The organism is Merdibacter massiliensis (assembly GCF_900155395.1).
Classification (GTDB): Bacteria; Bacillota_I; Bacilli_A; order Erysipelotrichales; family Erysipelotrichaceae; genus Merdibacter; species Merdibacter massiliensis.
Map to the genome: position 1 here is coordinate 25,411 of NZ_LT699727.1, position 26,996 is coordinate 52,406.

A 26,996-nucleotide genomic window follows, 5' to 3' on the forward strand; every position below is an offset into this window, starting at 1 on the left:
ATGTTATGTATACCAAAAAGAAACTATGTTATGAAGCGAATAATTTTGCAAATAATCGGCGTTCGCTCAATTTCGGCAATGCAACTTTTTCTTTTAAAAACCGCCGCGTACACACATCGAAACAATGGTATACTTGTGAATCACGCGCAATCGTCAGCGGTAATCCGCGATTATTGCAGGATTGTACCTTCGTATCTTCTACGATATACCCCAATAATGGAATTGCAAGCCATTTTTCGGCATCTTCCATTCGTACACAGATTCCCTTTTCAATAGAGCGAACATTTACTTTATTCAGGATCAGTTCTAAATTGTTGATCCCTTCTTTCAACAATAAACCAATCACACGATCAGCATCCTGCAGTGCACTCACATCCAGATTTGTCACGATCAATGCACGTTGGGCAACACTGCTGGCATAACGAAAACCGCTCTCAACTCCAGCAGGAGTATCAATAAATAAATAATCAAATTGATTTTGCAAGACCCGCATGACACGAATAAATTCCTCTTGTCGGATCTTAGAAAAGTTGACGCCTTTGCATACAGGCAATAAATACAAATTTTTCTCTCGTTTATCCTGCAACAAAGCTCTTTCTAACTGACAGGATTCTTCAATGACATCCTGCATATCAAAAACCACACGGTTATCCAACCCCATCATCAGATCCAGATTCTTTAATCCTAGATCTGCATCAATCAAACACGTCTTATATCCTCGTGCAGCCAGCATCATACCTAAATGGATACAAACACTGCTTTTTCCTACACCGCCCTTGCCTGAAGTAACTGCAATGATCTCTCCCATGAATGTCCCTCCTATACTCTTTCCATGTTCTAATCTTACTGAGATGCAACTGCAAATCTTGTCGAAATTACTCAGAAGCGACGGTTTTCAAACATTGTGAATCATAATATACTTTACAAGGCTGCAAAGAATTTAACACAGCATAGGGTGTATCAGCAATCCGGATCCGTGCATTCTGCAAGGAAGAGGCATACAGAACACAATCCCGATGCAGCAGATCTATGACCCCGCTTACTCTGCCCATGACCGTGACGGAATGAGAACTAGTTACAACAGCACTAGAATGAATAGACCCAAAGAGCAGCAACGGCTGAGAAAAAGTGACTTTTTGTCCACTGCGGACAGTCCCCTCCTCCAGCCTCGTTGCTAAATCTTCCCTTTTTTGCGGATTGATCCCTAATAAAGTAATTTTTTCTGCTTTACAGATATTCAAAAAAACGAGTGCTTCTTTATCGCTCATTTTGGGAAGATAAAAAAAAGCTGACAAAGTGCCTTTGGAAGACAACAATGCCAGTTTTTGCGCAAACTGTTCCTGAAATTCTGCATAAGAATCGTATCTTACATGAATGTGCAACTGCTGTTTTATTTTTTTGACCGTAAGGTATACCATTTGACTTTCTCCTCCTGGCGGACCTTCAGAGCCTGTATACGCTGATAATCATTTTTGATTCGCTGCAGCAATACGACCAAAAATACTAAGACACCGTTTCCAATCAAAGAAAGGAATTCATAGCTGACGATCCATCCTGTAAAACTAAGCTCACTGATCCCGCTCATCCTCATATAGAAGAATATCAATAAGTCCTTGACGAAAATTGTCGCAATACACAAGATAACGGATTCTATAACAGAATCTCCCATATGCTTGGTCCACAAATGCAACAAGAGAGCTATCAAAAGATAGATGATCGCATACAACAAGAACGTATTCATGATCAATACATCCACAAGCAGTCCATACAAGAACGCCACCAAACAGCAATCTAACAGATCATAATCGCGAATGACCAAGATCATCGAACTAAAGCCAAGAGAAGAAACAAAGATCAGATCATTCATGCGAAAACTGCCTGGAAAAAGAACACTGATCGCCAGATCCAGCAAAGTACATAAAGTGAAGAAAAATACATTTGCCATCCTACTTCACCCCGATCACTGTTACATAATCGAAATACTGAAAATTAGAGACCGGCTCCACATAGATCACCTGGCCCAGCTGATTTTCCAATGACTCTGTTTTCTTTACCGTACCGACAAACAATCCGCTTGGATAGACGCCGCCTTTTCCGCTTGTGACCACCTGCATGCCTTCTTTGATTTCCTGTTCATCTAGTAAAGACACCACATATGCCTGCTCATCGCTGTCATAAGATTCTAAGATTCCTTCAACTGAATCCACTTGCTTGGTATCTTTTGCTTTCCCGCTGCTGTCTTTACTTTTTTCTTCGGCAGACGTATCTTCTTCAGTAGTGAAATTGATACGTACTGCTACTTTATTGCTTTTATCTTCACAAGTCAGCAGCTTAACGATACTGGTCGTATCCTGTACCTTGTAGATCTTGCCAACGACACCTTGTGAATTGACAACGATCATATCTTTTTCAATTCCATCATTGCTGCCAACATTCAACGTCAGCTGATCATTCCAATATGAAACATCGCGAGAAATGACTTTTGCAGAAATTTTCGTGTAATCTTCCAGCGTATCATTCATATCTAACAGTTCTTGTAATTCTTTTTTTTCACGCAGTGCATTTTCATACAATGTCTGGTAATTTTCCGTCATTGCCAACTGCTCTTTTAAATAATCATTTTCTTCCTGCACTTTCCATAGATTTGAAAAATCGCTTGCAAAATTTTTTATGGAAGTCAAAGGATAATCGATCAATCCATATTTCAAATAACTCAATGCACTATATCCTATATCACTGATGCTGGCTTGCCGCATACCTTGAAACAACAATCCTAAAGCTAAAAAAAAGCCAATCAGACACATCAGAATTTTTTGCGTTCTTGTAAATTTCGACATTTCCTCACCTTTTCTCGTCTATTCTTTTTTCTATTATAAAGGCTAAAGGAAAATGTTTCAATCTATAAAAGTCCACTTTCACGAAAACTAAACCAGGCATGTTTACAGATGATCAAGTGATCCAAAAGCGGTATACCTACGATTTCCCCGCTTTTCTGTATATGTTTTGTCAATGTTTGATCGGCCAATGATGGTTTGGCGTTCCCGCCGGGATGATTATGCACACAAATGATGCTGGCAGCACTGCAATGCATCGCTTCTTTAAATATTTCTCTTGGATGCGCAGTTGAACTGTTCAATGTTCCTAAAAACAGGCGCTGATGACGGAGGATCACATTTTGCTGATTTAAATAAATCACAACAAAATGTTCCTGCAGTTCATATCCATAACATAACTGCAGCCAATGGATCAGATCCTGTACGCAATGCACGCTTCGCTGTTCTGCTTCTTGCGTACAGATCCGTTTAGCTAACTCAATGCCTGCAAACAACTGCATGGCACGGACCTGTTTGATTCCAGAAATCTGCATAAGATCCATCGGCTGCATATACATCAATTTTTCTAAAGTTCCGCAGTATTTTAACACTTCATCTGCTAATTCCAAAACACTTTTCTGTCTCGTACCACTTTGCAGCAAAACAGCAAGCAGTTCCCGGTTGCTGAGTGTGTGCAGTCCTTGTTTCAATGCCTTTTCACGGGGTCGTTCACTCGGATCCAGTTCCTGTATCTTCATTTTCCATTTCCTGCAACACTTGCTCATACTTTTCAGCATCAATTGCTTCTATCATGTCGTTTCCTTCCACGGTGATCTTTTTCATCAGATAATTGATATCCATCTCTTTTAATGTTTCTCCTTCCTTTTTTGTCTCCTCCTCATTCTCATAAATACTGGTCACGACCACAAGCTGATCCTCTTTTTCCAATGTATACGGAACCAGATCTTTTTCACGCAACCGATCACACATCTTTTCTGCATTCGCACTCTCTTCGAAGATGCCCACTTGATTCAAATACAATACTCGAGAAGAAGATTCTTCAGCCCCCAACATCTGAAATAAGACATAATAAAACAAAGAAAATATACATGTAAAAATAACAGCAAAAATAATGATGATCTTACGGTTTCCCATGGATGCCCCTCCTCATCCCACTATATGAAAAAAGGAGCTGTCACTTGTATCAATCATCCTATACGGACAAAAAAAGAAAGAATACTAAAAAAGCTGCCATTTTTTGACAGCTGATCATTAATAATGGATACGGCGGATCCGTCCAAATCCAATTGTTCCTTTTCCCGCATGGGACAAGATAACTGCTCGAAAGACACGCTTGTCTACCGGACGTCCTGTCGCCTTTTCAAGATCTTCTCGCAAAGCGTCGCAAACAGAATCATTCCCGGCATGGATGATCATCCAGTCATATTCGCTTGGATCGATATTTTGCGTAACGTATTCGATTCCCGCTTTGTATGCGCGCTGTGCTGTACGCACCTTGTCCTGCACATCGATTCCTCCATTTTCCACTTTTAACAATGGATGAATTTTTAACATGCCTGCTAACGCAGCAGCTGCAGGTGAAATTCGACCGCCATTTTTTAAAGCTGTTAGATTTTCCGGAATCAGGATGGCAAATAACTCACCCTCTTTTTCGATCTTCTCTTTTATCTCTTCACAGCTGTATCCTTTTTCCAACATGCCTTTTGCTGCTTCCAGCATATATACGACCGGATAGCAAACAAAGGTGGAATCTATCACGATGACTTTTCCCTCATACATTTCTTTAGCTAATTTCATTGCACTGGCACAGGTTCCGCTCAATGCTTTAGAAAGAGGAAGATACAAAATTTGATCGTGGTCCTGTAATAATTCATCCCATTTACGTACCATTTCCCCCATGCTTGGCTGTGTTGTCGTGATCTTTTTTTGTGCCTGCAAAGCTGCAAAAATATCTTCATCAAAGATATCGATGCCCTCTACATATTCCTTCCCATCGACAATCACCGGCATACGTAAAACGTAGATACCTAATTCTTTGGCTTCTGCCTCGCTAATGTCAGCACTAGAATCACATAATAACGCTACTTTTTTGCTCATACTTTTTCTCCTTAATAATGATTTCAACCACATTGTGCCATTGCATGTAATGCAAATGCTTCTGCCTGCTTTTCATCTATTGCATCCGGATGGGTCTTTGCCTGATCAAAATTTTCGATCATCTGCAGGGCCATCGCATGCGTCTCTTCTTTGTCTAACATGGACTCATAACGTGTACGGATAGCCTGCGGCATCTTCCCTTGACAGACGAAACTGGCGATCACTTCATTGTCGGATGGCAATTGTCCTTTCATATGATCAGCAATTTTTCGAAAATATGCACTGTCCATGCCAAAACCACATGTTGCAAAAACAGCAATTTTTTGTTCATGCACATTTGCAATGAGCTCTTTCATCTGATCGCTAAAGCCTCCCTTATCACACCAAGAGCCTAAAAATAAAACATCTACGCTCTCTTTTGGAAGATGACTCCCAAAAGAAACACAACGGTCCTGTTTCAATGTATCATGAATCACTTGGGCAATATGTGCCGTATTTCCAGTTTTAGAATCAAAAACGATGGCGTATTTCATCGTTTCTCCCTCGCTTTCCTCCAGAAATCTATAAACTTGTATATCTAAGATTATACCATGATTTTTCTAAAAGCATTCTTTGAATTTCAAAAAAAACAGACATTTTTTGTGATTGTATATCCTTTAACAAGAAGTCATGATTTCAATGATCTCGCGATCTGTTTCCTGCATTCCTTTTTTTGCCAATAAACCTATATTGCGAATGGTGTTTTCCACGCCTTTGACAACGATTCCCTCGCCATCTTTAAATTGCTGTCCATTTCGAAACATCTCATAGCCCAGCAGTCCAGCTTCGATAGCGTTGGCTATCTTCGCAGCACAACTTGGTTTAGCGCCATCACAAACGGTACCAGATATCATTGCGATTGCATTGACCAAAGTATGCGATACTGCATAAAGATCTCCCCCATCTTGATAACAAATACCGCATGCTGCACCACAGCCGGCACTGACAACACCGCAATAGGCACTTAACTTGCCGATACCATCTTTCAAATGGATCGTTATCAAATTCGAAACGATCAAAGAACGATACAATTTGTCTTTCGATGCTTGATGTTCTCTTCCCCATACTACAAGAGGAATAGATGCTGTCATTCCTTGATTTCCGCTGCCTGAATTGATTACGACCGGAAGTTCGCAACCACTCATTCTTGCGTCACTTCCCGCTGCAGCATACGCTTTGCATCTTGTAAAAATATTATGCTGATCCATCGCTAACAAGACACTGCCAATATTTGCGCCATGATCATTCTTTATTCCTTCATTAGCAATTGCCATATTATAAGAAACCTGTCTGCAGATAATGTCTTCTACATCCTCTAAAAGAACGCTATCCGCAAAATCCAGGATGGATTCAACTGTCAGCAAACTATGATCTCCCTTAAAGCTTTCTTCAGCAGAAGTAACCTGAACTTCTTGCGGTACGCCGTCTTTTTCGATTGCCGTAATGTGATCATGCGCATTTGTGATTCTGACTGATGCGCTATGTTCTTGATGATGAACACACACGATGATATCCAATACTTCTTGCGAATCTAAACGCTGCACCTGGATAGGAACCTCTTCTAAAAAAAATGCCAGCTTTTCTAATTGTTTCACATCAACTTCGGCAATCACTTGTAAAGATCTGGAAGGTTCTCCCGCAATGATGCCAATTGCTGCCGCTGCTGCAATTCCTTTTCTTCCATTCGTATTTGGCACGATGACGCTCTTCACATTCTTTATGATATTCCCGCTCGCATAGACCTCTACTTGGTCGACTTCTGCACCCAAGATCGAACGTGCTGCTGCTGCACAATATGCGATTGCAATAGGCTCTGTGCATCCCATTGCAGGCACGAGCTCTTCTTTTAATATTTGAACAAATTGTTGATAACGTGGGTCTTCTCGATTCATTGATTATTCCTCATTTCTATTACAATCTCATTATACTTATTTCAATCCGTTACTACAAACCACAATTGTTGCATATTTCTAATTCTAAAACAAAAGAATATAATTCTACGTATTTTCATACAAAAGAATATAATTCTACGTATTTTCATTGACAAAGTGTCTGATTCCCAGTAGAATAAATGAGCATGGAGACTTGTCCGAGTGGTTTAAGGTGCGATGTTGGAAGCGTCGTGTGGCTAATACCCACCATGAGTTCGAATCTCATAGTCTCCGCCATATAGTACTGAAAGCCTTTATTTAAAGGTTTTTTTTAATATTTAAAATATTTATAGCGAAAATATAGCGAAAAATGATAATAAACGTTTTTACTATCCCTTTTTTTTATTTTCTTAATATAATTTCAGATAAATTATACTGTTTATACTGTATTTTAAATTCTATTCATCAAAAAATATAAATCTACATGAGTAATCTATTTTTTTCTACTTATGCCATACATACTTCTTTTATGCTTTTTCATAAGAATTATATTAAATAAAATAAAGGAGTTGTTTCTATAAAGAATCTACATTCATATAGACGTAATTTAATCATTTAAAATAAATATTTCCTTTCCTATTAAAATTAGTAAACAAAAAATATCTATTATATTGAATATTAATCTTTCTGAGAAATAAATATTCTCAAAATCTTCTCACATAACAAAAAAAGCCTCTATGCAAGGCTTCCTTTATTCAATGGGGCGACTGATGGGATTCGAACCCACGAGTGACGGAGCCACAATCCGCTGTGTTAACCACTTCACCACAATCGCCATGTGCATGATGTATTATACATGATTGCTATCTGTTTGTAAATAGTTTTTATCAAAAAAATCATACAAATGACTAAAAGCAAAAGTAAAAAGAAATGGGCAGGATCTGCCCATCTCTTTTATAGATTATTCTTCATTCTCATTACATTTATTGGCAAATGCTGCATAAGGATTTGAAGAATCATTTTCTTCTGAACAAGTTTCATCCTCATAACCACAAAGTCCCATACAATTTGCCACTTTTCTTTCAAACTCTTTTTCTGCACGTCGTAAACACGCGTAATCAATGGTTGGCTGTGAAGGTTGTGGCTGACATTGACAACATTTGCAACAATATGCATGACGGCAGCAGCATGGCCCATTGCCCATGACAGTAGATGAACACTGATTGACACGAATATGCTGTGCACGTCCAAACATTCCACAATTACAGCCGTTCCAACGGCGATTTTGATTACAATTACAACTCATTTTAATCCCTTCCTTTCCTGAGATTTCTCATCTCTATCACAGACTATGCTCCCTCTTTTTCAAGCCGTAGACATCTAACTATTTTTATTTTTTAAAACTTTCGTTAGAATCATGTGAAATTTTTCACTTTTTGTTTTACAAATGCTTTCGATATCGGCTATAATAATGACGAGGTGAATAAAAAATGAGAGGAATCTACAATTCAGTAACAGATATTCGTAGAAAGGTCTTTACTGAGATTGCAAGACTCGCCTATGAAGGTGGAGATTACGCAAAAAAAATCGAGGATCTTCCATACAAGATTCTGCCAGGTCACAAAGCAAGCTACCGTAACAGTATCTTTTTGGAACGTGCAATCATCGGTGAACGTCTACGTTTAGGGATTGGTCTTCCTTTACGTACAGTGGAAGAGCAATCTGCATTATCCGAAGGAATCGAAGAAAGTGCAATTGCGGAAAAATACTATGATGATCCATTGATCAACATCATCAAGTTTGCCTGCAATGCTTGTCCAGAAAAGAAAGTAGTCGTTACTGATACATGTCAAGGTTGTTTATCACATCAATGTACAGAAGTTTGTCCTAAAGATGCCATTCACATCGTAAATGGAAAAAGCCTGATCGACCAAGATAAATGTATCAAATGTGGACGATGCATGGATGCTTGTCCATATCATGCAATCAACAAGTTAGAACGTCCATGTGCTGCAAGTTGCGGAATGGATGCCATTCATTCCGATGAAGAAGGATATGCAGAAATCGATTATGATAAATGCGTGTCTTGCGGTATGTGTTTGGTAAACTGTCCATTTGGTGCTATTGTTGATAAAGGTCAGATTTTCCAAACAATCCATGCAATCAAAGGCGGAAATGAAGTGATTGCAGCGATTGCGCCTGCATTCGTAGGACAGTTTGGTCCAAGCGTAACACCAGATAAAGTAAAAGGTGCATTAAAAGAACTAGGCTTCTCTGATGTAGTAGAAGTAGCAATCGGTGCCGATCTCTGTACGATCGAAGAAGCAGAAGACTTCTTGGATAAAGTTCCAGAGAAGCAGCCATTCATGGCTACATCTTGTTGCCCGGCTTGGTCTGTTATGGCAAAGAAGCTTTTCCCAGATTTTAAACCATATATTTCCATGGCTCTTACACCAATGGTATTAACAGGTCGTTTGATCAAGAAAGAAAAACCAAATGCCAAAGTTGTCTTCATTGGTCCATGTGCTGCAAAGAAATTGGAAGCAAGCCGTAAGAGCATTCGTTCCGATATCGACTTTGTACTGACTTTTGAAGAAGTAATGGGTATGTTTGAATCAAAAGGAGTCAACTTAGAACAGTTGACAGTTAGTGATCCATTAACTGAAGGAACAGCTTCCGGTCGTGGATTTGCTGTCAGCGGCGGTGTTGCACAAGCTGTAAAAGATCAGATCTTAAAAACGCACCCAGATATGGAAGTGAAAGTACAGGCAGCAGAAGGCTTGAAAAACTGCAAGACGATGTTGATGATGGCAAAAGCAGGACGTCTTAACGGCTATCTGTTGGAAGGTATGGCTTGTCCAGGCGGATGTGTCGCTGGTGCAGGTACCTTGCAGCCAGTCATGAAATCAAGCGCTGCTGTAAAGAAATATAAAAATGAAGCGGAAAAGAAGATTTCAGGAGAAAGTGCATATAGCGATAATTTAGATCTCTTGACAGAACATAACGCTTAAAATCAAACAGAAAAAGGACGTGCGCGTCCTTTTTTCTGTTGGTAGCTATTTGTTTCAGTTTTAAAGTCTGTTATACTTAATAACAAGAGGGTGAAATTATGATAAATTATGGATATTATCATGTTGCTGCCGCAACGATCAACGTAGAGATTGCTGATGTATGGGCCAATACACAGGCAATCATTGAAAAAGCAAAACAATGTGATAAAAGAACCAACCTGCTGGTATTTCCTGAGCTTTGTCTCAGCGGCTATACATGCGGTGATCTTTTTTTTGAATCCGCTTTGTTAGATGCTTGTGAACAAGCATTAGACATACTTTGCAAAGAACTGCCAAATGAACTGATGGTCATCGTTGGTGTGCCGCTGCGAAAAGATGATCATCTTTACAATTGTGCTGCCGTCATATTTCAAGGAAGCATCTTAGGAATACAAGTAAAGTCGTATATTCCAAATTATAATGAATTTTATGAAAAGCGCTGGTTCAGTGACAGTTTTGAGCTGAAAGAGGAAACAATTTCTCTCAATGGCAATACAATCCCATTTACTTCTCATCTGCTCATTCACGACCAGACGACAAAAGCCGTGATCGGCATCGATGTGTGTGAAGATCTATGGGTTCCCATTCCTCCAAGTACGCTACACGCATTGCATGGTGCCAATGTCATCGTCAATCTTTCAGCATCCAATGAAACCATCGGCAAAACCCCTTATCGCCGCTCACTTGTTTTATCTCAAAGCGCAAAATGTTACTGCGGCTATGTCTATTGCAGTGCAAATCAAGAGGAAAGTACAAGTGATCTGGTCTTTAGCGGCCATCGCATCATCGCCGACAATGGCGTATTGATCAATGAAACGACATTTGAAGATATGGATGACAGCATCCTTTATGGAGAAATTGACATACAACGCTGTACACAGGATCGTTTACGATTTCATACCGCAATGAAATCGCCCACAGAAGCAGTCAATTATACCCATATTTATATAAACAGTACACCGCCAACCGATTCATCTTTACATTTGATTCGTAAGATCGAACCATATCCTTTTGTACCGCAAGATCATGCACATCGTATCAAACGCTGCCATGAGATCCGCCATATGCAGGCAGTCGGCCTGGCACAGCGTTTAAAAAAGATCCATTGTGATCATCTTGTCGTCGGGATCAGCGGCGGTCTAGACTCTACCTTGGCATTGATCATCGCTGTTGAAGCCTTCCAGCTCAACGGATATGACAACAAAAACATCTTTGCTGTTACTATGCCGGGTTTTGGCACCACAAAGCGTACACACACAAATTCAACCTCTTTAATGGAATTATTCGGTACTACCAGTTTAGACATTTCCATCCATGATGCCGTCAATCAACACTTTAAAGACATTCAACAAAACAGCGAAACACATGATATAACTTATGAAAATTCACAGGCACGTGAGAGAACACAGATATTGATGGATCTTGCAAATAAGTACAATGGCATCGTTCTTGGCACCGGTGATCTAAGCGAATTAGCACTTGGCTGGTGCACCTACAATGGAGACCATATGTCCATGTATGCAGTAAATGCATCAATACCAAAGACACTTGTACGTTATATTGTTGAAGGATATGCAAAAGAACAAACAGATAAAGGAAATACTGCATTGGCAGATACCCTTTATGACATCTGCAATACGCCGGTATCTCCGGAATTATTGCCTCCGACAAAGGATGGTAAAATCGCACAAAAAACAGAAGAGACCATTGGTTCCTACGACCTGCATGACTTCTTCTTATACCATTTATTACGTAATCACTTCCCGCCGGCAAAAATTTATGCATTAGCACTCTACGCATTTGGAGAAGAACAAAAAGAAACGATCCTCTCAACATTAAAAACTTTCTATCGTCGTTTCTTTACACAACAGTTTAAGCGGAATTGCATGCCTGACGGCGTAAAAGTTGGAAGTGTCTGCCTGTCTCCTCGTGGCGATTGGCGCATGCCTAGTGATGCTTCTATGCAGCTGTGGATGAAAGAAGTCAATCATCTCTCCTAGCAGTAAATGATTTTCCCTACAAGCAAATCGAAAGATTTGCTTTTTTCATAAAAGAGATTTCCTTTTATTTCATAGTAAAAAAAGGCCGTATGTTTATTACATACGACCTTTTTTCTGTTAAGAATCAAATTAATTCAATTCTTTCTTTTTCTTTAAAACGATAGCGATAGCACCAGACAATATTGCCATACTTGCAAACAATCCAGTTGTAACCATTGCACCTGTTTCAGGAGATTCTGTTTTTTCATCCGTTGCAGGAGTCTAAACAGGTTTTTCTGTAGTTGTTGTTCCATCAGTTGTTGGAGCCTCAACCTTAACCAACGCCATGCGTGCCTCTTTCAAATCAGCCAATACTTGATCAATTTCACCTTGCAATGAATTAGAGTCTGCCAATACTTCTTTTGCCGCATTAAATGCATTTTCAAATTTTTCCCAACTTTCAGCTGTAAAATTATTTTCAATTAATGCGGAATCACTGTTTACTTCTTGTTCCAGATCGCTCTTATCTACAGTTACATAGATACCTTTTTCTTCATCATATGCTATATTAGGATTTTTAGAATAATCAATAGTGATTGTACTGTTTTGTGCTTCTCCCTTAAACAGCAATGCAAACGTTTCAGGAGTTACAATATCTACATTTTCTTCAAATTTAATAGATGTATTGCTTCCCGTTTTAGAAGTCTCTAAATCAATACCATATTCACTATTACCTTCAAATGTCAATTTAGAGTCTTTGGCAACTGTTACAGAAGCATCATCTCCAATTGCATTATCTACATTAACCGCATACCAAGATTTTGCCCCAGTAATAAATTTCATATCACCTGCTAAAGTAACATCTGATGAATTTATTACTAATGGAGCTCCTTTAGCAGCATTTGTATGATCTAATGTCAAATTTTCTAATGTTGTATTTTCTGCCCCATAAACATTCACTACATGTTTATTTTTATCAGTTGCTACTAATGTACCATTTTCAACTGTTACATTTTTACCACTAATATTAATTAAATGAGAATCATTATCAAATGTAGATTTAAACTCATCAGAAGCAGTTATTGTATTTCCATTTAAATCTAATACTACATTATCTGTATTCATCTGTAACATAGAATCAATTGCAATATCATCATATAAGACAACTGTCGTACCTGATTATAATTTATCGTTGAAGATTTGTCCATTCAAATCGATATTGCTGTCAACCAAGATGGTCATGTCCGTATTATTCACTTTTACATTACTGCTTGAATTAAAGATTCCTGGACACCATCCATAACCATATGCTTCATCATAGTAACCAGCATAACTATTATCTCTAAAATCGATCGTTACATTATCTGCTGTTAAAGTTCCTGTTTCTGAATAATTTGTTGAAACCCATGAATATAACGTAACATTTTCCAATACAGCACTTCCGATATCACCAGCAGAATCCTGTGAATTGAAAATAATTGATCCGCTTCCATTTTCATCTACTTTTTTGATTGTGGAGTTTTTCAAAGTGAAATCTTTGCCCATAACTTCGATTGCTTTATTTTGTTCTTTCTTACTTAAAATATCCACATTATCGATAGTTACATTATCGCCCCATACAGAGATGAAATCTTGGCTAGCCCAAACACCATTCTGTGTTTCATAATCAGTCGTAATGGTAACATCACCTTGACCAATGATTGAAATACCATCCTCTATAATTGGGAAATACCAATTTCCTTGTCCACTTGTTCCTGGTTTTATATCAGCATATTTAGATAAATCATCTTTTGTTAGACAATACTCTCCAGCACTGATATACCAAGTTTCTCCTTCAGTTTGAGTAGCGATTGCTTCTGCCAGTTCTTCAGTAGAATCAATATATCGAACTGTCGTATTTGCTGCTTTTACCGGCATTGCCACAAATAGTGATAATACCATCAAAGCAGAAGAAAACATACCAAGTATTTTTTTTCTCATTGTGTTATCCCCTTTCCTTCGTATGTGTAAGAGCGCTTACGTTTTAAATTTACACCCTTCTATTAAAAAATCAATTGTTCGTCAACAAAATTAATAATTTTTTTACAATAGTTCCAACTCGTTTATAATATTGGTTTATAATAAAGATAGTAATAAGAAAGAGAGGAAGCTTTGATATGATACACTTTAGTTATCATGCGCCAACAAAGGTTGTTTTTGGCAAAGACAGCATTCTGCAATGTGCTACTCTTTTAAAAGAACACCATGTACATAAAGTGTTGGTCCATTATGGAGGAAGCAGTGCCTTACGTTCTGGTCTGCTTCATCAAGTATGCCAGATCTTGCAAGATGCAGATATTCCTTATACAACATTAGGAGGAGTAAAACCAAATCCACGTTTGTCAAAAGTGGAAGAAGGTATAGAACTGGTAAAAAAAGAAGAAATTGATTTTATTCTGGCAGTCGGCGGCGGCAGTGTGATCGACTCTTCCAAAGCGATTGCCTATGGCTGTGTCAATGAAGGAAATCTCTGGGATTACTATGAGAGAAAGAAAAAAGTAACAAATGCTTTACCCGTCGGATGTATTGCGACCAATGCCGCTGCAGGAAGCGAAATGAGCAATTCAAGTGTAATCACAAATGAAAACGGCTGGTTGAAAAGAGGATTGTCTTCCGAATTTGGGTATTGTCAGTTTGCCATTTTAGATCCTACCTTTACGTATACATTACCGGCTTATCAAACGATGTCCGGCTGTACAGACATCTTGATGCACACGTTAGAACGCTATTTTACAAAAGAAGATACATTGGAGTTATTCGATCAATTTTCATATGCATTGATGAAAGATGTGATCAAACATTCAAAGATCTTGCTGGATGATCCTGCAAATTATTCATCACGCGCAGAAATTTTATGGGCAAGCGAAGCATCTCACAACGGAATGACTGGCGATCGTACATTGGGGGATTGGGCGTGCCACCAGCTGGAACATGAGTTAAGCGGTATGTTTGATGTGGCACATGGTGCCGGTCTTGCTGCTATTTGGGGCAGCTGGGCGCGTTATGTACTAGACAGTGCTCCGCAGCGTTTTGCTCAATTAGCAATCCATGTATTTGGTATCGAAGCAGGAGCTGATGTGAGTGATACTGCGATCCAAGGAATCGAAGCTATGGAATCCTATTTGAAAGAAATTGGGATGCCGACTTGTTTATCTGAATTAAATATTTGCTTAACAGAAGAACAGATCAATGAATTAGCGGAAAAATGCTGTTTCTTCCATACACGAACGATTGGCGGCATTCAGAAATTGGATTATGAAGACATACGCAATATTTACCTGTTGGCAAACAAAACAAAAGCATAGGGAAATCTGATATAGCCCTATGCTTTTGTTTTATTCTTCCATTTCTGCTTTTGCAGCCGCAATGATCTTGTCTGCCAGATTAGATGGCACCGGATCATATCGGTCAAAGCTTTGGGTATAAATACCCATGCCTTGGGTCATGGCACGCAAATCAATCGGATAACGCATCATTTCTGCCATAGGCACTTGTGCAGAGATGATCTGATAGCCGTCTACCAGATCCATTCCCATGATCGAACCGCGGCGTTTATTGAAATCGCCGATGATCGTTCCTGTATATTCATCCGGTACTTTGACTTCTACATTCATGATCGGCTCCAGCAAGATCGGATTGCATTTTGGCATTCCATCTTTAAATGCCAGACGTGCTGCCATCTTGAATGCCATTTCACTGGAATCGACGTCATGATATTTACCGTCTAATAAAGTTGCTTTGATTTTGACCATCTTATAGCCTGCCAAATACCCGTGTTCACAGCATTCGCGAAGTCCTGTTTCAACTGCAGGGAAGTATTGACGAGGCACCGCACCGCCAAACACCTTTTCTTCAAAACGCATATCTTCGCAGGTCTCATCCGGTTCAAATTCAACAAAGACATGTCCAAATTGTCCATGACCGCCGGACTGTTTCTTGTGGCGTCCTTCTCCGATCGCCTTTTTACGTATCGTTTCGCGATATGGAACTTTTGGATTTGCCAAAGTCACTTCTACTTTAAATTTAGAACGCAGTTTAGCCAGGATCACTTCAATATGCTGATCACCGACACCATACATGACAGTCTGTTTTGTCTCTTTATTATTTACGATCTTTAATGTTTGATCCTCTTCCTCCATTCTTTGCAGCGCATTGCTTAATTTATCCTCATCATTTTTTGATTTAGGGAATACAGCTTGTGCATACATCGGTTCACTGAATACGATCTCCTGTGCTTTGACAGGTTTTGCTTTATCACAAAGCGTATCGTTGGTCTGGGTGCTCTGCAATTTGACAACTGCCCCAATATCGCCGGTAAACAGCTTTCCTGCTGCTGTTTGGTGTTTTCCCTTGATGATGAAGACGCTGGATACCTTTTCTGTTTTTTCTTTGTTGACATTATATACGCTGGAATCACTGCTCAATACACCAGATAAGACTTTCAAATACGAGATTCGTCCAACAAATGGATCGACGATCGTCTTAAATACTTGCGCACTCAAGGATTCTTTTTCGTTTGTTTCCATCTCCACCGGTTCGCCATCTGCACTATAAGCAGTATAGCTTCCGCTTTCTCCATAAGTAGGGAAATATTTTAAGATCAGATCCATCAAACGTTCAATACCGATGCTCTGCAAAGCACTTCCTGAGAACACTGGAGTAATTTCTCCGTTTCTTACGCCTAAACGCACACCGCGTGTCAATTCTGCTTCGCTGAAGCTTTCTCCGCTGAAGAATTTTTCCATCAGTTCATCATCGCCCATAGCCACTGCTTCTGCAATCTGATCTTTGTAACCATTGATTGCATCCAGCATGTTTTCTGGAATCGGCTGTGCCTGATCAGGATCTGCCAAAGGCCCTTTATAATACCAAGCTTTGTCACGCAAGACATTGACTGAACCGATGATTTCCCCATTTTCTACGATCGGGACTTCAAAAGGAATAACGCTCTTGCCAAATGTTTCTCTCAGCTCTTCATACGCTTGATCAAAAGAAGTATGTTCTTCATCCAGTTTATTGATGAAGAAAATCGTAGGCAGCTTTTTCGCCGTTGCTCTCTCCCAAGCAATCTTTGTTCCGGATTGATTCACATCTTTTGCATTGACGACGATCAGCGCATTATCGGCTGCAGCCAGGCCGGCTTCGGCTTCACCGCAGAAATCCAAATAGCCCGGTGTATCGATAAAATTGATCTTGCAGTCTCGCCACTCAATCGGCACCAGCGATGTATAAACAGAGATACCACGACGAATTTCCTCACTATCATAGTCGATCAAAGAACTTCCTTCGCTGGTCTTTCCGAATCGATCTGTAGCTTTCGTATAATACAGCATAGCTTCCAGCACGGCTGTTTTCCCGCTTCCGCTATGTCCTAAGACAGCTACGTTGCGCACCTCATGTGATAAATAATCTCTCATACTTCCATCCCCCTACTTCAAGATCGGCTTTAGCTGATCCAAGCAGTGTTCACGCACATAATGGATGGCCTTATTGCCCTCTTTATCAACCATTTCTTTATCTGCACCATACGAAATCAATTCTTCTACCAAACTTGCATATCCGCCATAGGCAGCTCGCATCAATGCCGTACAGCCGTTATTATCAAATAAATTAACATCTGCCCCGCGTTCCAGCAATATACGGATCGCACCTTTTTTAAATGCAACACAGGCTTCCATCAATGCGCTTCTTCCTGCTTCATCCTGTGCATTGATATCCGCACCGGCATCTAACAGCACTTCGATGCAACGTTCCTGTCCTAAAAAGGCTGCTCGCATCAATGCCGTACGTCCGCGGTCATCTTTTGCATTGACATCGGCTCCTGCTTCGATCAACTTTTTCAAGATCGTACGGTTTCCTTTTTTTGCAGCTCCCATAATTGCTGTTTTTCCTTTATTATCTACTAAATTGACATCTGCTCCATTATCCAAAAGAACACGTACGATATCTTTATAGTCGCGCTTTGCAGCACGCATCAAGCCGGTTCTTCCATCACCGTTTTGATAATTGATATCACATCCTTTTTTGATTTCAGCACATACTGCTCCAAAGTCGCCGCTTGCACAAGCATCCCAAAATACTTGGTTAAATCCCTGATCCATGATGATTTCCTCCTTTTATTTTCTTATACAAGACCAAAAAAACGGACGTAAGCAATATTTTCTTACATCCGTATGTTCCACGATGAAATGCCAGTATTTACTGGTCCTTGCGCGCGTGTCTGAACTGTTCCTTGTACCTTATTCATCTTCACCACGCTCCTTCATCCTTATGACTCTATTTTAATCTATTTTTGTATTTTTGCAAGCGTTTACATTTATTATTTCCAATCTTGCATTTTTTGCCATAATCCCATCCAATTTTACCAAATGCATCATTTTCTGTTGACTCCCTTTCCGCTCTCTTTCTCCTATTTGTGTTATAATGTGCTTGTATTCAGATTTTTTAATCGTAAGATGGATCACACATGCATAGAATACAATGCATGCATCAAATAGAAAGGGTGAATGATATGAAGGAAATAACAATCTCTGCATATGATAGCAATGTTTTTGATGCCATCGGCAAACAATGGATGTTGATCAGCGCGAAGAATGCAACAGGAGTCAACACGATGACGGCTTCCTGGGGAGGATTCGGCGTCTTATGGAAACGCGATGTTGCGACGATCTATGTACGTCCGCAACGCTATACCAAAGAATTTATTGACCAAAGCAACTATTTCTCTCTGTGTTTCTTTGATAAAAGCTGGAAAAAGCAGCTCTCTTATCTGGGAAGCGTTTCCGGAAGAGACGAACCAAAGATCCAGCGTGCCGGATTAACGATCTGCGATCAGGATGTGGCACCTTATTTTGCAGAAGCGAGCTGCGTAATGCTTTGCCGCAAGCTGTATGCACAGGAACTGAAAAAAGAGTGTTTTTTGGATCCTGCTGTGTACGAGCAGAATTATCCTTTGAACGATCTGCATACGATGTATATTGGAGAGATCGTAAAAATGTATGTAAAAGAGTAAAAGAAGGTCATTTCAAGCATTTGCTTGAGATGACCTTTTCTTTGTAATTAATGGTCAAAGGATGGATTGAAAGCATAGTAATTTGCTGGATCCAAACGGGTCTTTACAAATTCCAATGCTTCTCCAAAACGCTGATAATGCACGATTTCCCGCTCGCGTAAAAAACGAATCACCTTTTTGACTTCTTCATTTTCTACCAGCCGCAAGATATTGTCATAAGTCGTTCTTGCTTTTTGCTCAGCAGCCATATCTTCGCTGAGATCCGTGATTGGATCTCCTTTGGACTGAAAATAGCTGGCTGAAAAAGGAACGCCTGCTGCTGATTGGGGATAAATGCCCAATGTATGATCGACAAAATACGCATCCATTCCTTCAGCTTTGATATCCTCAATCGTCAATCCTTGGGTCAATTGATATAAGATTGCAGAAATGATCTCGACATGTGCCATCTCCTCGGTTGCGATATCTGTCAATAATGCCTGTATCTCAACATAAGGCATCGTATAACGCTGCGATAGATAACGCAGCGCAGCTCCCATTTCACCATCCGGACCGCCTAATTGCGATAAGATGACCGTTGCACTTTTTGCATCTGGTCTAGTGATCTCGACTGGATATTGTAATTTTTTCTCATATACCCACATCTTTTATTGCCCCCTTTCCCAAGGAAATGGCTCACAAGCATATTTGCTATAGGCAAAAGCATCTAAGCTGCGATTGCTCAATGGTCCATATTCTCCTTCATATGCACTTTTCTTTTCATCATACAAGCATAAATAGCGTTGATAATAAGCTAAAGCTGCCGGATCTTTGGGACGCAGATCCAAAAACAAGCTGCTGTCTTGCAAAGCAAAATCTAATTTCATGATTTCCAGCAAACATTTTTTTCTTTGTTCATTCATGCGGACACGCTCCCACAAATGGCTTGTTCAATTCACAAAAGATCGTCCCATGATCAAATGCTTCATGAATGGAATATAGATGCTGGAAACACTGTATCCGAATCGAACAGATCGTTAATTGATCCCACATTCTATTCACCTCCTCTCTATGCTACGCAATATAAAAAAAAGGGGTTGGTCATTTACCCCTCACTGATCTTATATTCGCCATCTTCTAATAAAATTGTGATATCGGCAGGCATGCGATGCCCTAAGACACGTCGAACATTCACTAAATCGCTTTGTTCACAAAATGCCACTGCCTCATGCGGAAGAAGTCCTCCCATCAGCTTTCTCTGGATCAAACGAGTGCGTACCTCTTCTTCTTTCACCGAAAGAAAGATCGAAATATCGCAATACTGCTTCAATGTATTCCACGGCGTTTCCTCTAACAATAAATAATTACCTTCTAATAAAACGACAGGAGAAGATACTTCTATCTGATCATCGACCACATCATGTTTCCTTCGATCATAAAGCGGCCACTTCAAATGTTCTTCCTGTTTTAAACGTTTTACAAAAGTCTGTAAACGGTCAAAGTCAAAGCTTTCCGGACAGCCTTTTACTTTCTTCATCGGCAGTATCTTTCCATCTCTTGCAACCGTATGGGTCAATATGTAACGCTGATAGTGATGAAAGCCATCCATTCCTAAAGCCTGGACCCACTTTCCTTTTTCTTTTGATAGTTGTTCAAACAATAATGCCAGTGTGGACTTTCCTGCACCCGGAGGAGCTGCTAAAAACACAACTACCCGCTGACCGCTGTCTTCTGCCTTTGACCACCATACATCGATCAATCGCCTTGCTTGTGCAACAAATGCCTCTGAATAGGACGCTTTTGTCAGATAACCATTTACCATAAATTCAAATGTTTGCATGCAGGACACCTCTCAGATCAAAGACAATTCTTTTTGTACATGATCAAACGCCAGATCATAACGCTCTGGTTTCACTCGATCTAACACGTATTCTAAAAAGCGTTCCAATTCTTCTTTCGTGTATGTTTCTTCCAAAAAACAATCCATTGCCATGTTTACTTCTTCATGATAGCGGACCTCCACCTCATGGATCAGCCAGGCAAACAAACGCTCTACTATTCGTTGATTCATACTTTCACCTCATTATTTGTTCATTGAGATAATATTATCATAAAACCGAATATTTTGTAGAAAAAAGGCATCCTTTATAGATGCCTTATGACCACATAGGGATGATCCTTGCGGTATTGTTCATAAATATTTGTTTGACAGGCGTGACAATGACCGCTGCAGCCATGACATCCATCACCTTTTGGTTTTGTCAAACGATAAATAAAGATCAGTACAACGGTCAAAGTAACGATCACCAATAAATCTATCATAAAAATACACTTCCGATCTGAAAAATCAAGAACGCTACAATATATGCAACCAGCGTTTGAAATAGAACGACCATGATTGCCTGCCGCCACGAACCAAGTTCGCGTTTTGTTGCAGCAAAGGCAGCAACACACGGCATATATAATACAGTAAAGCACAGGAAGGCAAATGCGGAAATCGGTGTAAACATCGACATCAGGGCTGCGCTGAGATTAGCATCCGAACTTGCATTCGTCAAGATTGTCAAAGTTGAAACAACGCTTTCTTTGGCAGTGACACCAGTGATCAAAGCGGTAGAAGCCCGCCAGTCTCCAAAGCCAAGCGGTTTGAACACGATCGAAAGAGTGCTGCCGATATTGGCTAACATAGACTGCGATGCATCACTGACTGCATGAAATGAGAAATCGTAGCTCTGCAAGAACCAGATAATGATCGTTGCAGCAAAGATGATCGTGAAAGCTCGATGCAAGAAATCTTTCGCTTTTTCCCACATATGCAATAATACGCTTTGTGCCGATGGAATGCGATAAGCCGGCAATTCCATGACAAACGGCACCGGATTGCCGGTAAACAGTGTTTTCTTCAAGAGCAATCCGCACACGATTGCTACTACGATTCCCAACAAATACACGCTTAACATGACCAATGCAGAAGAATGTGAGAAGAATGCAGCCGTGATCATGCCATATATCGGCAATTTCGCACTGCAAGACATAAACGGGGTCAAAATGATCGTCATCTTGCGGTCCCGCTCGCTGCTCAATGTGCGGGCAGACATGATTGCAGGCACGCTGCAGCCAAACCCGATGAGCATCGGCACAAAGCTTTTTCCTGATAGTCCTATCTTACGCAATGCTTTGTCCATGATATAAGCAACCCGTGCCATATATCCGCTGTCTTCCAATAAACTTAAGAAGAAAAACAAGATTACGATCAATGGCAGGAAAGACAAAACGCTGCCGACTCCTGCACAGACTCCGTTGATCAGCAGATCATGCAGCCAGGAAGAAACATTTGCCTGAACCAAGGCTCCATCTAACCAGGAAACGCCCATGTCGATCCAGCTCTCCAATAAAGACTGCAAAGTACCGCCAATAGGAACGAAAGTCAAATAAAAGATGATCAGCATGATAACCAGAAAAATAGGAATACCTAAGTATTTATGTGTAAACCAATAATCTAATTTCTGGCTTCGCTGTTGTTCCAATGTCTCCTGTTTTTTGAAGACACATTGTGAAACAAGTTCTTCGATGAAAGAATAGCGCATATCCGCCATTGCCGCTTCGCGATCGGTATCCAGTTCTTCTTCCATTTGTTTTACGATATGCTCAATGATCTCCTGGTCTCCTTCATGAATATTCAGCCGTTTGGTGATCAATTCATCGCCCTCGACCAAACGAGAAGCTGCAAATCGTTTCGGCACATCTTGTTCTTGTGTATGATCTTCAATGATGTGCATGATCGAATGGATCGCACGATGGACCTCTCCCTTGCAAAAATCAAGGTTAGCTGTATATGGTTTGTTTGCTATAGATTTTACTGCATCCAGCAAATCATCCAATCCATCCCGATGAGCAGCACTGATCGGAATGATCGGCAATTTCAACAATTCTGCCATTTTCTTTACATCAATATGATTTCCGCTGCGATTGACTTCATCCATCATATTCAGCGCAATGACCATCGGCCGTTCCAATTCCATCAACTGCAATGACAAATATAAATTTCGTTCAATATTGGTCGCATCCACGATATTGATGATCACATCTGGATGTTCATTCAATATAAAATCACGGGTCACCACTTCTTCGCTCGTATAAGGAGAAAGCGAATAGATTCCCGGCAAGTCAACAACTGTCATTCCTTTCTCATTGCGAATATATCCCTCTTTTTTTTCAACCGTTACGCCTGGAAAATTGCCTACATGCTGATTCGATCCCGTCAATGCATTAAACAAGGTCGTTTTTCCACAATTTTGATTGCCGGCAAGTGCGATCAATAATTTTTTCATTGTTTTTCCACCTCGATCTTATTTGCATCTTCTTTACGCAAAGTTAATCGATAACCTCTCAAGTAGAGTTCCATTGGATCTCCCATTGGAGCCATCCGTTCTACTTTCACTAATGTCTTTGGGGTCAGGCCCATATCCAATAATCGATGACGCAGTGCACCACTGCCGCCAACACGAACGATCACACCGGATTCCCCCGGTACCAAACTGTCTAATGTAATCATATGCATTCCCCCATTTCCGTGAAAATGTTAGCATATGCTGACGAAATAATCAATCCCTTTGCTTATAATTATAAGAAAGAAAAAAGGAATTCGCACTGGAATTCCTTTATGCTTCTTTGTCATGAACAATTTTCACATCATATTCGCCATTCATGACATCTACCATGATGGTATCTTCCTTGCCGGCACCGCCTTCAATGATCTTTTTCGCAATCAAAGTTTCAATGTTGCGCTGGATATAACGTTTCATCGGACGAGCACCGTACACTGGATCCACGCCTTGTGTCGCAATCAACTGATATACTGCATCACTAACCTGTAAATGCATATCGCGATGCGCCAAACGTTCACTTAATTCCATCATGAATTTATGGGCGATCTTCGCTAACATATCGTCTGTCAATGCGTTGAAGACGATGATCTCATCGATACGATTGATAAATTCCGGTTTGAAGTAACGTTTTACTTCGCTCATATATTTCTCTTCACGGCCTTCTTTTTCAAAAGCATATTGGCTTCCTAAATTGCTGGTCATGATCAATAAGGTGTTTTTAAAATCTACTGTTACACCTTTCGAATCCGTGATACGTCCATCATCCAGGATCTGCAACAATACATTGAATACATCCGGATGTGCTTTTTCGACCTCATCGAACAATACGATCGAATATGGATTACGACGTACTGCTTCTGTCAGCTGACCGCCTTCATCATAACCGACATATCCAGGAGGAGCACCAATCAAACGGGCCACGCTGTGTTTCTCCATGTATTCGCTCATATCGATACGAACAATATGCGTCTCACTGTCGAATAACTGTTCTGCCAATGCTTTTGCGACTTCTGTCTTACCAACACCTGTCGGACCTAAGAACAAGAAACTGCCGATTGGCCGATTTTCATCTTGGATCTGTGCTTTACTACGCAATATAGCATCGCTGACTAATTCCAAAGCCTGATCTTGTCCAATGACACGCTTTGCCAAAGCATCTTTTAAATGCAGCAGTTTCTGCCGTTCGCTTTCTACCAGACGAGTGACTTCGATACCGGTCCATTTTGAAACGATTCGCGCGATCGTTTCTTCATTGACTGTCTCTTGGATCAAAGCATCTTCTTTTTGTTTTTCTGCTTCTTTGCGAATTTGTTCCTCTAATTGCGGAATGACGCCATATTGCAGTTTTGCTGCTTCCTCATAACGTGCTTCATTTTGAGCCTGTTCCAATTCCAGACGTGCCTTTTCCAGACGTACCTTTGCATTCTTGCTTTCTTCCAGCTCTGCTTTTTCATCTTCCCATTTTGTATGCAATTCGTCACGCTGCATCTGCAATTCGGCCAATTCTTTATGAATATCTTCACGCCGTTCGATGGCCTTCTTATCTTCTTCCTGTTTCAAAGCGGTCTCTTCGATCTGAAGTTGCATGATCTTTCGCTGTAATTCATCCAGCTCTTGCGGCATGGATTCCATTTCTACCCGAAGAGTAGCACAAGCTTCATCGATCAGATCGATCGCTTTATCTGGTAAGAAACGATCCGTGATATAACGATTCGATAACGTTGCAGCCGCAATGATTGCTTCATCTAAGATTTTCACACCGTGATACGATTCAAAACGATCTTTTAATCCACGCAGAATAGAAATGGTATCTTCTACGGTTGGCTCTTGTACCATGACACGCTGGAAACGACGTTCCAAAGCGGCATCTTTTTCAATGTATTTACGATATTCATCAAATGTAGTGGCACCAATACAGCGCAGTTCACCGCGAGCCAGCATTGGTTTCAATAAGTTTGCTGCATCCATAGAACCTTCTGTCTTTCCTGCACCGACCAAATTGTGAATCTCATCGATAAACAGGATGATGCCGCCGTCTGCATTTTTTACTTCTTCCAATACTGCTTTTAGACGTTCTTCAAATTCACCGCGATATTTCGCACCAGCGATCAAGGCCCCCATGTCTAATTCGATTAATTTCTTTTCTTTTAAAGACTGCGGCACATCGCCTTTCATGATTCGCCATGCGATTCCCTCTACAACGGCTGTTTTACCTACACCAGGTTCACCAATCAAGACCGGATTGTTTTTTGTTTTACGTGATAATATCTGAATGACACGACGAATTTCATCATCACGGCCAATGATTGGATCAATCTTGCCATTTTTGACATCTTCTACTAAATCACGGCCATACTTGCTTAATGCCTCAACATTGTTTTCTGCATTTGGAGTATCCATTTTCATCCCTCCTCGCCGTTTTAATTCTTCTTCCTTGCATTGTTCCTCTTTTAAATGGAATGCTTTTACTAACTGTTTGGATATATAAGAACGATTAAACATCAATGCGATCCACACAGAAGCAACGCTTAGATACGTCTCTTCATGCTCCTTCGCCCATTTCTCTGCTTTATCAAATCCTTGGGCGACTTCTTGGGTAAACTGCGGATTGCTCTGAGAAACACGCGCAACGTGATCCATCTCTTCGTTGATCATCGATAAGGCTTTTCGCTTATCAATATTTAAACGCTGATAGAGTCCGTCCAGCACATCATCCTCAAAAATAGCTTTTAACATGTGAATCGTATCAACATTTGCATGTCCATACGATTTACAAATTTCGATTGCTGACATAATAATCTTTTGCAGCCTTTCTGACATTTGCTCAAAGTTCATAGGTATCCCTCCTTTAGCACTCTATATCTTTAACTGCTAATTGTATTATAGCACTATTTTTAGCACTGTCAACAACAGAGTGCTAAAAATTTATAAAAAAAAAACAATCTGCTGATTGTTTTTAAATTAAACTGGTCGGGATGACAGGATTTGAACCTGCGACCCCTTCGTCCCGAACGAAGTGCACTACCAAGCTGTGCTACATCCCGATGCATCCCTTATTCTATCACTTTATGCTTAAAATGCAAGATACAATCTGCTTTTTCATGCAGTGAACAGACAAATAACACACATTATTTTCATCTTTTCTTCTCAATGATCTGAATATATGGACAAAGGGCTTTATTGCTCATTTGAATACATGCACAATCATAATATTTAGATGGCAGTATTTTGATCCATTGATCAAAATACTGACTTTCCATCTTTCCTTGTGCATGTCCCGGATATAATACCAGCACCAAGATCCCGCCTATTGTCAACAATTCCAACGCATCTTGTACAGCCTGTTTCGAAGTATCGACCATCGTAGTGATCTGATGATCGCCTTTTGGATAAAAACCAAAGTTAAAGATCCCTGCGCTTAATGGTTCCTTTATATATTCTTTCGCATGTTCATGGCCTGCTAAGATAAACGTTACTTTCTCATATCCTTTTTGACCATATAAAAACTGTTTTGCATCCTGAATTGCTTTTTCTTGTACATCAAACGCATATACTTTTTCAACATTGCTTTCTCCCATCAGCATGGCACAATCATGACCGGCGCCTAACGTAAAATCAGCAACCGTTCCATGCAGGCCATATTGGCGAAGTATATCATGAGCGATATCAACTACTTTTTTCATACTCACTCTCTTTTCTCTTAGCTGC

The 26,996-nt window shown here is 40.2% G+C and carries 28 protein-coding genes, 3 tRNA genes and 1 pseudogene; 5 read left to right on the forward strand and 27 right to left on the reverse strand.

Features of this window, described 5'->3' with window-relative positions; all coding sequences use genetic code 11:
- Positions 1 to 28: 28 nt before the first annotated feature.
- The 9 genes from minD to BQ9859_RS08100 form a co-directional block, all read right to left on the reverse strand.
- A complete protein-coding gene (minD, locus tag BQ9859_RS08060; RefSeq protein ID WP_075877696.1) occupies positions 29 to 808 on the reverse strand; it encodes a septum site-determining protein MinD in 780 nt (259 codons plus the stop codon).
- Between the two features lie 67 nt (positions 809 to 875).
- Positions 876 to 1,418 carry a septum site-determining protein MinC gene (locus BQ9859_RS08065; protein ID WP_075877697.1) on the reverse strand — a complete coding sequence of 181 codons (543 nt, stop codon included), beginning with the start codon at positions 1,416 to 1,418 and terminating at the stop codon, positions 876 to 878.
- Positions 1,391 to 1,945, reverse strand: coding sequence for a rod shape-determining protein MreD (locus BQ9859_RS08070; protein WP_075877698.1), 555 nt, complete (start codon positions 1,943 to 1,945; stop codon positions 1,391 to 1,393). The genes BQ9859_RS08065 and BQ9859_RS08070 overlap by 28 nt, the downstream gene beginning before the upstream one ends.
- Before the next feature lies 1 nt (position 1,946).
- Entirely contained in the window at positions 1,947 to 2,837 is an 891-nt protein-coding gene (mreC, locus tag BQ9859_RS08075; RefSeq protein ID WP_075877699.1) for a rod shape-determining protein MreC, read from the reverse strand.
- 62 nt (positions 2,838 to 2,899) lie between these two features.
- Positions 2,900 to 3,571, reverse strand: a complete 672-nt coding sequence (gene radC / locus BQ9859_RS08080; protein WP_083662788.1) for a RadC family protein — start codon at positions 3,569 to 3,571, stop codon at positions 2,900 to 2,902.
- Entirely contained in the window at positions 3,543 to 3,968 is a 426-nt protein-coding gene (locus tag BQ9859_RS08085; RefSeq protein WP_075877701.1) for a hypothetical protein, read from the reverse strand. Before BQ9859_RS08085 ends, radC begins: the two co-directional genes overlap by 29 nt.
- A 117-nt stretch (positions 3,969 to 4,085) precedes the next feature.
- Positions 4,086 to 4,931: a DegV family protein gene (locus tag BQ9859_RS08090; RefSeq protein WP_075877702.1), complete on the reverse strand. Its 846-nt coding sequence runs from the start codon at positions 4,929 to 4,931 to the stop codon at positions 4,086 to 4,088.
- A 23-nt stretch (positions 4,932 to 4,954) separates the two neighbouring features.
- Positions 4,955 to 5,464 carry a flavodoxin family protein BilS gene (gene bilS / locus BQ9859_RS08095; RefSeq protein ID WP_075877703.1) on the reverse strand — a complete coding sequence of 170 codons (510 nt, stop codon included), beginning with the start codon at positions 5,462 to 5,464 and terminating at the stop codon, positions 4,955 to 4,957.
- Between the two features lie 123 nt (positions 5,465 to 5,587).
- Positions 5,588 to 6,862, reverse strand: coding sequence for an L-cysteine desulfidase family protein (locus BQ9859_RS08100; RefSeq protein ID WP_075877704.1), 1,275 nt, complete (start codon positions 6,860 to 6,862; stop codon positions 5,588 to 5,590).
- A 187-nt stretch (positions 6,863 to 7,049) separates the two neighbouring features.
- On the opposite strand from BQ9859_RS08100, the gene BQ9859_RS08105 reads away from it, so the two are divergent.
- Positions 7,050 to 7,138, forward strand: a tRNA-Ser gene (locus BQ9859_RS08105).
- Between the two features lie 462 nt (positions 7,139 to 7,600).
- Here BQ9859_RS08105 and BQ9859_RS08110 read toward each other — a convergent pair.
- Together BQ9859_RS08110 and BQ9859_RS08115 are read right to left on the reverse strand one after the other, a co-directional pair.
- Positions 7,601 to 7,676, reverse strand: a tRNA-His gene (locus BQ9859_RS08110).
- 126 nt (positions 7,677 to 7,802) lie between these two features.
- A complete protein-coding gene (locus BQ9859_RS08115; protein ID WP_075877705.1) occupies positions 7,803 to 8,147 on the reverse strand; it encodes a hypothetical protein in 345 nt (114 codons plus the stop codon).
- 184 nt (positions 8,148 to 8,331) lie between these two features.
- Here BQ9859_RS08115 and BQ9859_RS08120 point away from each other — a divergent pair, with 184 nt between their 5' ends.
- Both BQ9859_RS08120 and BQ9859_RS08125 read left to right on the forward strand, forming a co-directional pair.
- Entirely contained in the window at positions 8,332 to 9,852 is a 1,521-nt protein-coding gene (locus BQ9859_RS08120; RefSeq protein WP_075877706.1) for a 4Fe-4S dicluster domain-containing protein, read from the forward strand.
- Between the two features lie 98 nt (positions 9,853 to 9,950).
- Positions 9,951 to 11,891 (forward strand): NAD(+) synthase, encoded by a 1,941-nt coding sequence (locus BQ9859_RS08125; RefSeq protein WP_075877707.1) that lies wholly within the window; start codon positions 9,951 to 9,953, stop codon positions 11,889 to 11,891.
- A gap of 129 nt (positions 11,892 to 12,020) precedes the next feature.
- On the opposite strand, the pseudogene BQ9859_RS12920 reads toward BQ9859_RS08125, so the two are convergent.
- From BQ9859_RS12920 to BQ9859_RS08135, 3 genes and pseudogenes are all read right to left on the reverse strand, one after another.
- Positions 12,021 to 12,113: pseudogene (locus BQ9859_RS12920) on the reverse strand (hypothetical protein); the annotation flags it as partial.
- Between the two features lie 39 nt (positions 12,114 to 12,152).
- A complete protein-coding gene (locus BQ9859_RS08130; protein ID WP_075877708.1) occupies positions 12,153 to 13,004 on the reverse strand; it encodes a hypothetical protein in 852 nt (283 codons plus the stop codon).
- Positions 13,005 to 13,049: 45 nt separating this feature from the next.
- Positions 13,050 to 13,850, reverse strand: a complete 801-nt coding sequence (locus tag BQ9859_RS08135; RefSeq protein WP_075877709.1) for a hypothetical protein — start codon at positions 13,848 to 13,850, stop codon at positions 13,050 to 13,052.
- A gap of 176 nt (positions 13,851 to 14,026) precedes the next feature.
- Here BQ9859_RS08135 and BQ9859_RS08140 point away from each other — a divergent pair, with 176 nt between their 5' ends.
- The gene (locus BQ9859_RS08140) at positions 14,027 to 15,214 is read left to right on the forward strand and encodes an iron-containing alcohol dehydrogenase (protein WP_075877710.1); all 1,188 of its coding nucleotides are present in this window, start codon (positions 14,027 to 14,029) and stop codon (positions 15,212 to 15,214) included.
- Between the two features lie 30 nt (positions 15,215 to 15,244).
- Here BQ9859_RS08140 and fusA read toward each other — a convergent pair whose 3' ends face one another.
- Both fusA and BQ9859_RS08150 read right to left on the reverse strand, forming a co-directional pair.
- On the reverse strand, positions 15,245 to 17,326 hold the full coding sequence (fusA, locus tag BQ9859_RS08145; RefSeq protein ID WP_075877711.1) for an elongation factor G: 2,082 nt from the start codon (positions 17,324 to 17,326) through the stop codon (positions 15,245 to 15,247).
- A 12-nt stretch (positions 17,327 to 17,338) separates the two neighbouring features.
- Positions 17,339 to 18,010, reverse strand: a complete 672-nt coding sequence (locus BQ9859_RS08150; protein ID WP_075877712.1) for an ankyrin repeat domain-containing protein — start codon at positions 18,008 to 18,010, stop codon at positions 17,339 to 17,341.
- Positions 18,011 to 18,420: 410 nt separating this feature from the next.
- Between BQ9859_RS08150 and BQ9859_RS08155 the strand changes: the two genes are divergently transcribed.
- Positions 18,421 to 18,921, forward strand: a complete 501-nt coding sequence (locus BQ9859_RS08155) for a flavin reductase family protein (protein WP_143404405.1) — start codon at positions 18,421 to 18,423, stop codon at positions 18,919 to 18,921.
- A gap of 47 nt (positions 18,922 to 18,968) precedes the next feature.
- Here the strand turns inward: BQ9859_RS08155 and BQ9859_RS08160 are convergent, their stop codons facing one another.
- The 11 genes from BQ9859_RS08160 to BQ9859_RS08205 form a co-directional block, all read right to left on the reverse strand.
- Positions 18,969 to 19,565, reverse strand: a complete 597-nt coding sequence (locus BQ9859_RS08160) for a manganese catalase family protein (RefSeq protein WP_075877713.1) — start codon at positions 19,563 to 19,565, stop codon at positions 18,969 to 18,971.
- A gap of 3 nt (positions 19,566 to 19,568) precedes the next feature.
- A complete protein-coding gene (locus BQ9859_RS08165) occupies positions 19,569 to 19,823 on the reverse strand; it encodes a spore coat protein CotJB (RefSeq protein ID WP_075877714.1) in 255 nt (84 codons plus the stop codon).
- A complete protein-coding gene (locus tag BQ9859_RS08170; RefSeq protein WP_083662792.1) occupies positions 19,816 to 19,953 on the reverse strand; it encodes a spore coat associated protein CotJA in 138 nt (45 codons plus the stop codon). The genes BQ9859_RS08165 and BQ9859_RS08170 overlap by 8 nt, the downstream gene beginning before the upstream one ends.
- Before the next feature lie 52 nt (positions 19,954 to 20,005).
- Positions 20,006 to 20,740: a nucleoside/nucleotide kinase family protein gene (locus BQ9859_RS08175; protein ID WP_075877715.1), complete on the reverse strand. Its 735-nt coding sequence runs from the start codon at positions 20,738 to 20,740 to the stop codon at positions 20,006 to 20,008.
- Positions 20,741 to 20,752: 12 nt separating this feature from the next.
- The gene (locus BQ9859_RS08180; RefSeq protein ID WP_075877716.1) at positions 20,753 to 20,971 is read right to left on the reverse strand and encodes a hypothetical protein; all 219 of its coding nucleotides are present in this window, start codon (positions 20,969 to 20,971) and stop codon (positions 20,753 to 20,755) included.
- Positions 20,972 to 21,045: 74 nt separating this feature from the next.
- Positions 21,046 to 21,222 (reverse strand): hypothetical protein, encoded by a 177-nt coding sequence (locus BQ9859_RS12460; RefSeq protein ID WP_154666061.1) that lies wholly within the window; start codon positions 21,220 to 21,222, stop codon positions 21,046 to 21,048.
- Entirely contained in the window at positions 21,219 to 23,231 is a 2,013-nt protein-coding gene (gene feoB, locus BQ9859_RS08185; protein ID WP_075877717.1) for a ferrous iron transport protein B, read from the reverse strand. Before feoB ends, BQ9859_RS12460 begins: the two co-directional genes overlap by 4 nt.
- Complete coding sequence (locus tag BQ9859_RS08190) at positions 23,228 to 23,455, reverse strand: FeoA family protein (RefSeq protein WP_075877718.1); 228 nt, start codon at positions 23,453 to 23,455, stop codon at positions 23,228 to 23,230. Before BQ9859_RS08190 ends, feoB begins: the two co-directional genes overlap by 4 nt.
- Positions 23,456 to 23,561: 106 nt before the next feature.
- On the reverse strand, positions 23,562 to 26,123 hold the full coding sequence (locus BQ9859_RS08195; RefSeq protein ID WP_075877719.1) for an ATP-dependent Clp protease ATP-binding subunit: 2,562 nt from the start codon (positions 26,121 to 26,123) through the stop codon (positions 23,562 to 23,564).
- Positions 26,124 to 26,255: 132 nt separating this feature from the next.
- Positions 26,256 to 26,332: transfer RNA gene (locus BQ9859_RS08200), tRNA-Pro, on the reverse strand.
- 90 nt (positions 26,333 to 26,422) lie between these two features.
- On the reverse strand, positions 26,423 to 26,971 hold the full coding sequence (locus BQ9859_RS08205; protein ID WP_075877720.1) for a tRNA 5-(aminomethyl)-2-thiouridylate-methyltransferase MnmM: 549 nt from the start codon (positions 26,969 to 26,971) through the stop codon (positions 26,423 to 26,425).
- Positions 26,972 to 26,996: the final 25 nt, after the last annotated feature.

What these genes read in the sequence shown, in the direction of transcription:
- BQ9859_RS08155 (WP_143404405.1), top strand. Translation starts at nt 18,421, where the DNA reads ATGAAGGAAATAACAATCTCTGCATATGATAGCAATGTTTTTGATGCC.
- BQ9859_RS08120 (WP_075877706.1), top strand. Translation starts at nt 8,332, where the DNA reads ATGAGAGGAATCTACAATTCAGTAACAGATATTCGTAGAAAGGTCTTT.
- feoB (WP_075877717.1), bottom strand. Translation starts at nt 23,231, where the DNA reads ATGAAAAAATTATTGATCGCACTTGCCGGCAATCAAAATTGTGGAAAA.
- bilS (WP_075877703.1), bottom strand. Translation starts at nt 5,464, where the DNA reads ATGAAATACGCCATCGTTTTTGATTCTAAAACTGGAAATACGGCACAT.
- BQ9859_RS08070 (WP_075877698.1), bottom strand. Translation starts at nt 1,945, where the DNA reads ATGGCAAATGTATTTTTCTTCACTTTATGTACTTTGCTGGATCTGGCG.
- BQ9859_RS08170 (WP_083662792.1), bottom strand. Translation starts at nt 19,953, where the DNA reads ATGTGGGATCAATTAACGATCTGTTCGATTCGGATACAGTGTTTCCAG.
- BQ9859_RS08085 (WP_075877701.1), bottom strand. Translation starts at nt 3,968, where the DNA reads ATGGGAAACCGTAAGATCATCATTATTTTTGCTGTTATTTTTACATGT.
- mreC (WP_075877699.1), bottom strand. Translation starts at nt 2,837, where the DNA reads ATGTCGAAATTTACAAGAACGCAAAAAATTCTGATGTGTCTGATTGGC.
- BQ9859_RS08195 (WP_075877719.1), bottom strand. Translation starts at nt 26,123, where the DNA reads ATGAACTTTGAGCAAATGTCAGAAAGGCTGCAAAAGATTATTATGTCA.
- BQ9859_RS08065 (WP_075877697.1), bottom strand. Translation starts at nt 1,418, where the DNA reads ATGGTATACCTTACGGTCAAAAAAATAAAACAGCAGTTGCACATTCAT.
- BQ9859_RS08115 (WP_075877705.1), bottom strand. Translation starts at nt 8,147, where the DNA reads ATGAGTTGTAATTGTAATCAAAATCGCCGTTGGAACGGCTGTAATTGT.
- BQ9859_RS08150 (WP_075877712.1), bottom strand. Translation starts at nt 18,010, where the DNA reads ATGGATCAGGGATTTAACCAAGTATTTTGGGATGCTTGTGCAAGCGGC.
- fusA (WP_075877711.1), bottom strand. Translation starts at nt 17,326, where the DNA reads ATGAGAGATTATTTATCACATGAGGTGCGCAACGTAGCTGTCTTAGGA.
- BQ9859_RS08135 (WP_075877709.1), bottom strand. Translation starts at nt 13,850, where the DNA reads ATGAGAAAAAAAATACTTGGTATGTTTTCTTCTGCTTTGATGGTATTA.
- BQ9859_RS08175 (WP_075877715.1), bottom strand. Translation starts at nt 20,740, where the DNA reads ATGCAAACATTTGAATTTATGGTAAATGGTTATCTGACAAAAGCGTCC.
- minD (WP_075877696.1), bottom strand. Translation starts at nt 808, where the DNA reads ATGGGAGAGATCATTGCAGTTACTTCAGGCAAGGGCGGTGTAGGAAAA.
- BQ9859_RS08090 (WP_075877702.1), bottom strand. Translation starts at nt 4,931, where the DNA reads ATGAGCAAAAAAGTAGCGTTATTATGTGATTCTAGTGCTGACATTAGC.
- BQ9859_RS08130 (WP_075877708.1), bottom strand. Translation starts at nt 13,004, where the DNA reads ATGTTACAGATGAATACAGATAATGTAGTATTAGATTTAAATGGAAAT.
- BQ9859_RS08190 (WP_075877718.1), bottom strand. Translation starts at nt 23,455, where the DNA reads ATGATTACATTAGACAGTTTGGTACCGGGGGAATCCGGTGTGATCGTT.
- BQ9859_RS08125 (WP_075877707.1), top strand. Translation starts at nt 9,951, where the DNA reads ATGATAAATTATGGATATTATCATGTTGCTGCCGCAACGATCAACGTA.
- BQ9859_RS08100 (WP_075877704.1), bottom strand. Translation starts at nt 6,862, where the DNA reads ATGAATCGAGAAGACCCACGTTATCAACAATTTGTTCAAATATTAAAA.
- radC (WP_083662788.1), bottom strand. Translation starts at nt 3,571, where the DNA reads ATGAAGATACAGGAACTGGATCCGAGTGAACGACCCCGTGAAAAGGCA.
- BQ9859_RS08205 (WP_075877720.1), bottom strand. Translation starts at nt 26,971, where the DNA reads ATGAAAAAAGTAGTTGATATCGCTCATGATATACTTCGCCAATATGGC.
- BQ9859_RS12460 (WP_154666061.1), bottom strand. Translation starts at nt 21,222, where the DNA reads ATGATAGATTTATTGGTGATCGTTACTTTGACCGTTGTACTGATCTTT.
- BQ9859_RS08160 (WP_075877713.1), bottom strand. Translation starts at nt 19,565, where the DNA reads ATGTGGGTATATGAGAAAAAATTACAATATCCAGTCGAGATCACTAGA.
- BQ9859_RS08165 (WP_075877714.1), bottom strand. Translation starts at nt 19,823, where the DNA reads ATGAATGAACAAAGAAAAAAATGTTTGCTGGAAATCATGAAATTAGAT.
- BQ9859_RS08140 (WP_075877710.1), top strand. Translation starts at nt 14,027, where the DNA reads ATGATACACTTTAGTTATCATGCGCCAACAAAGGTTGTTTTTGGCAAA.
- BQ9859_RS08180 (WP_075877716.1), bottom strand. Translation starts at nt 20,971, where the DNA reads ATGAATCAACGAATAGTAGAGCGTTTGTTTGCCTGGCTGATCCATGAG.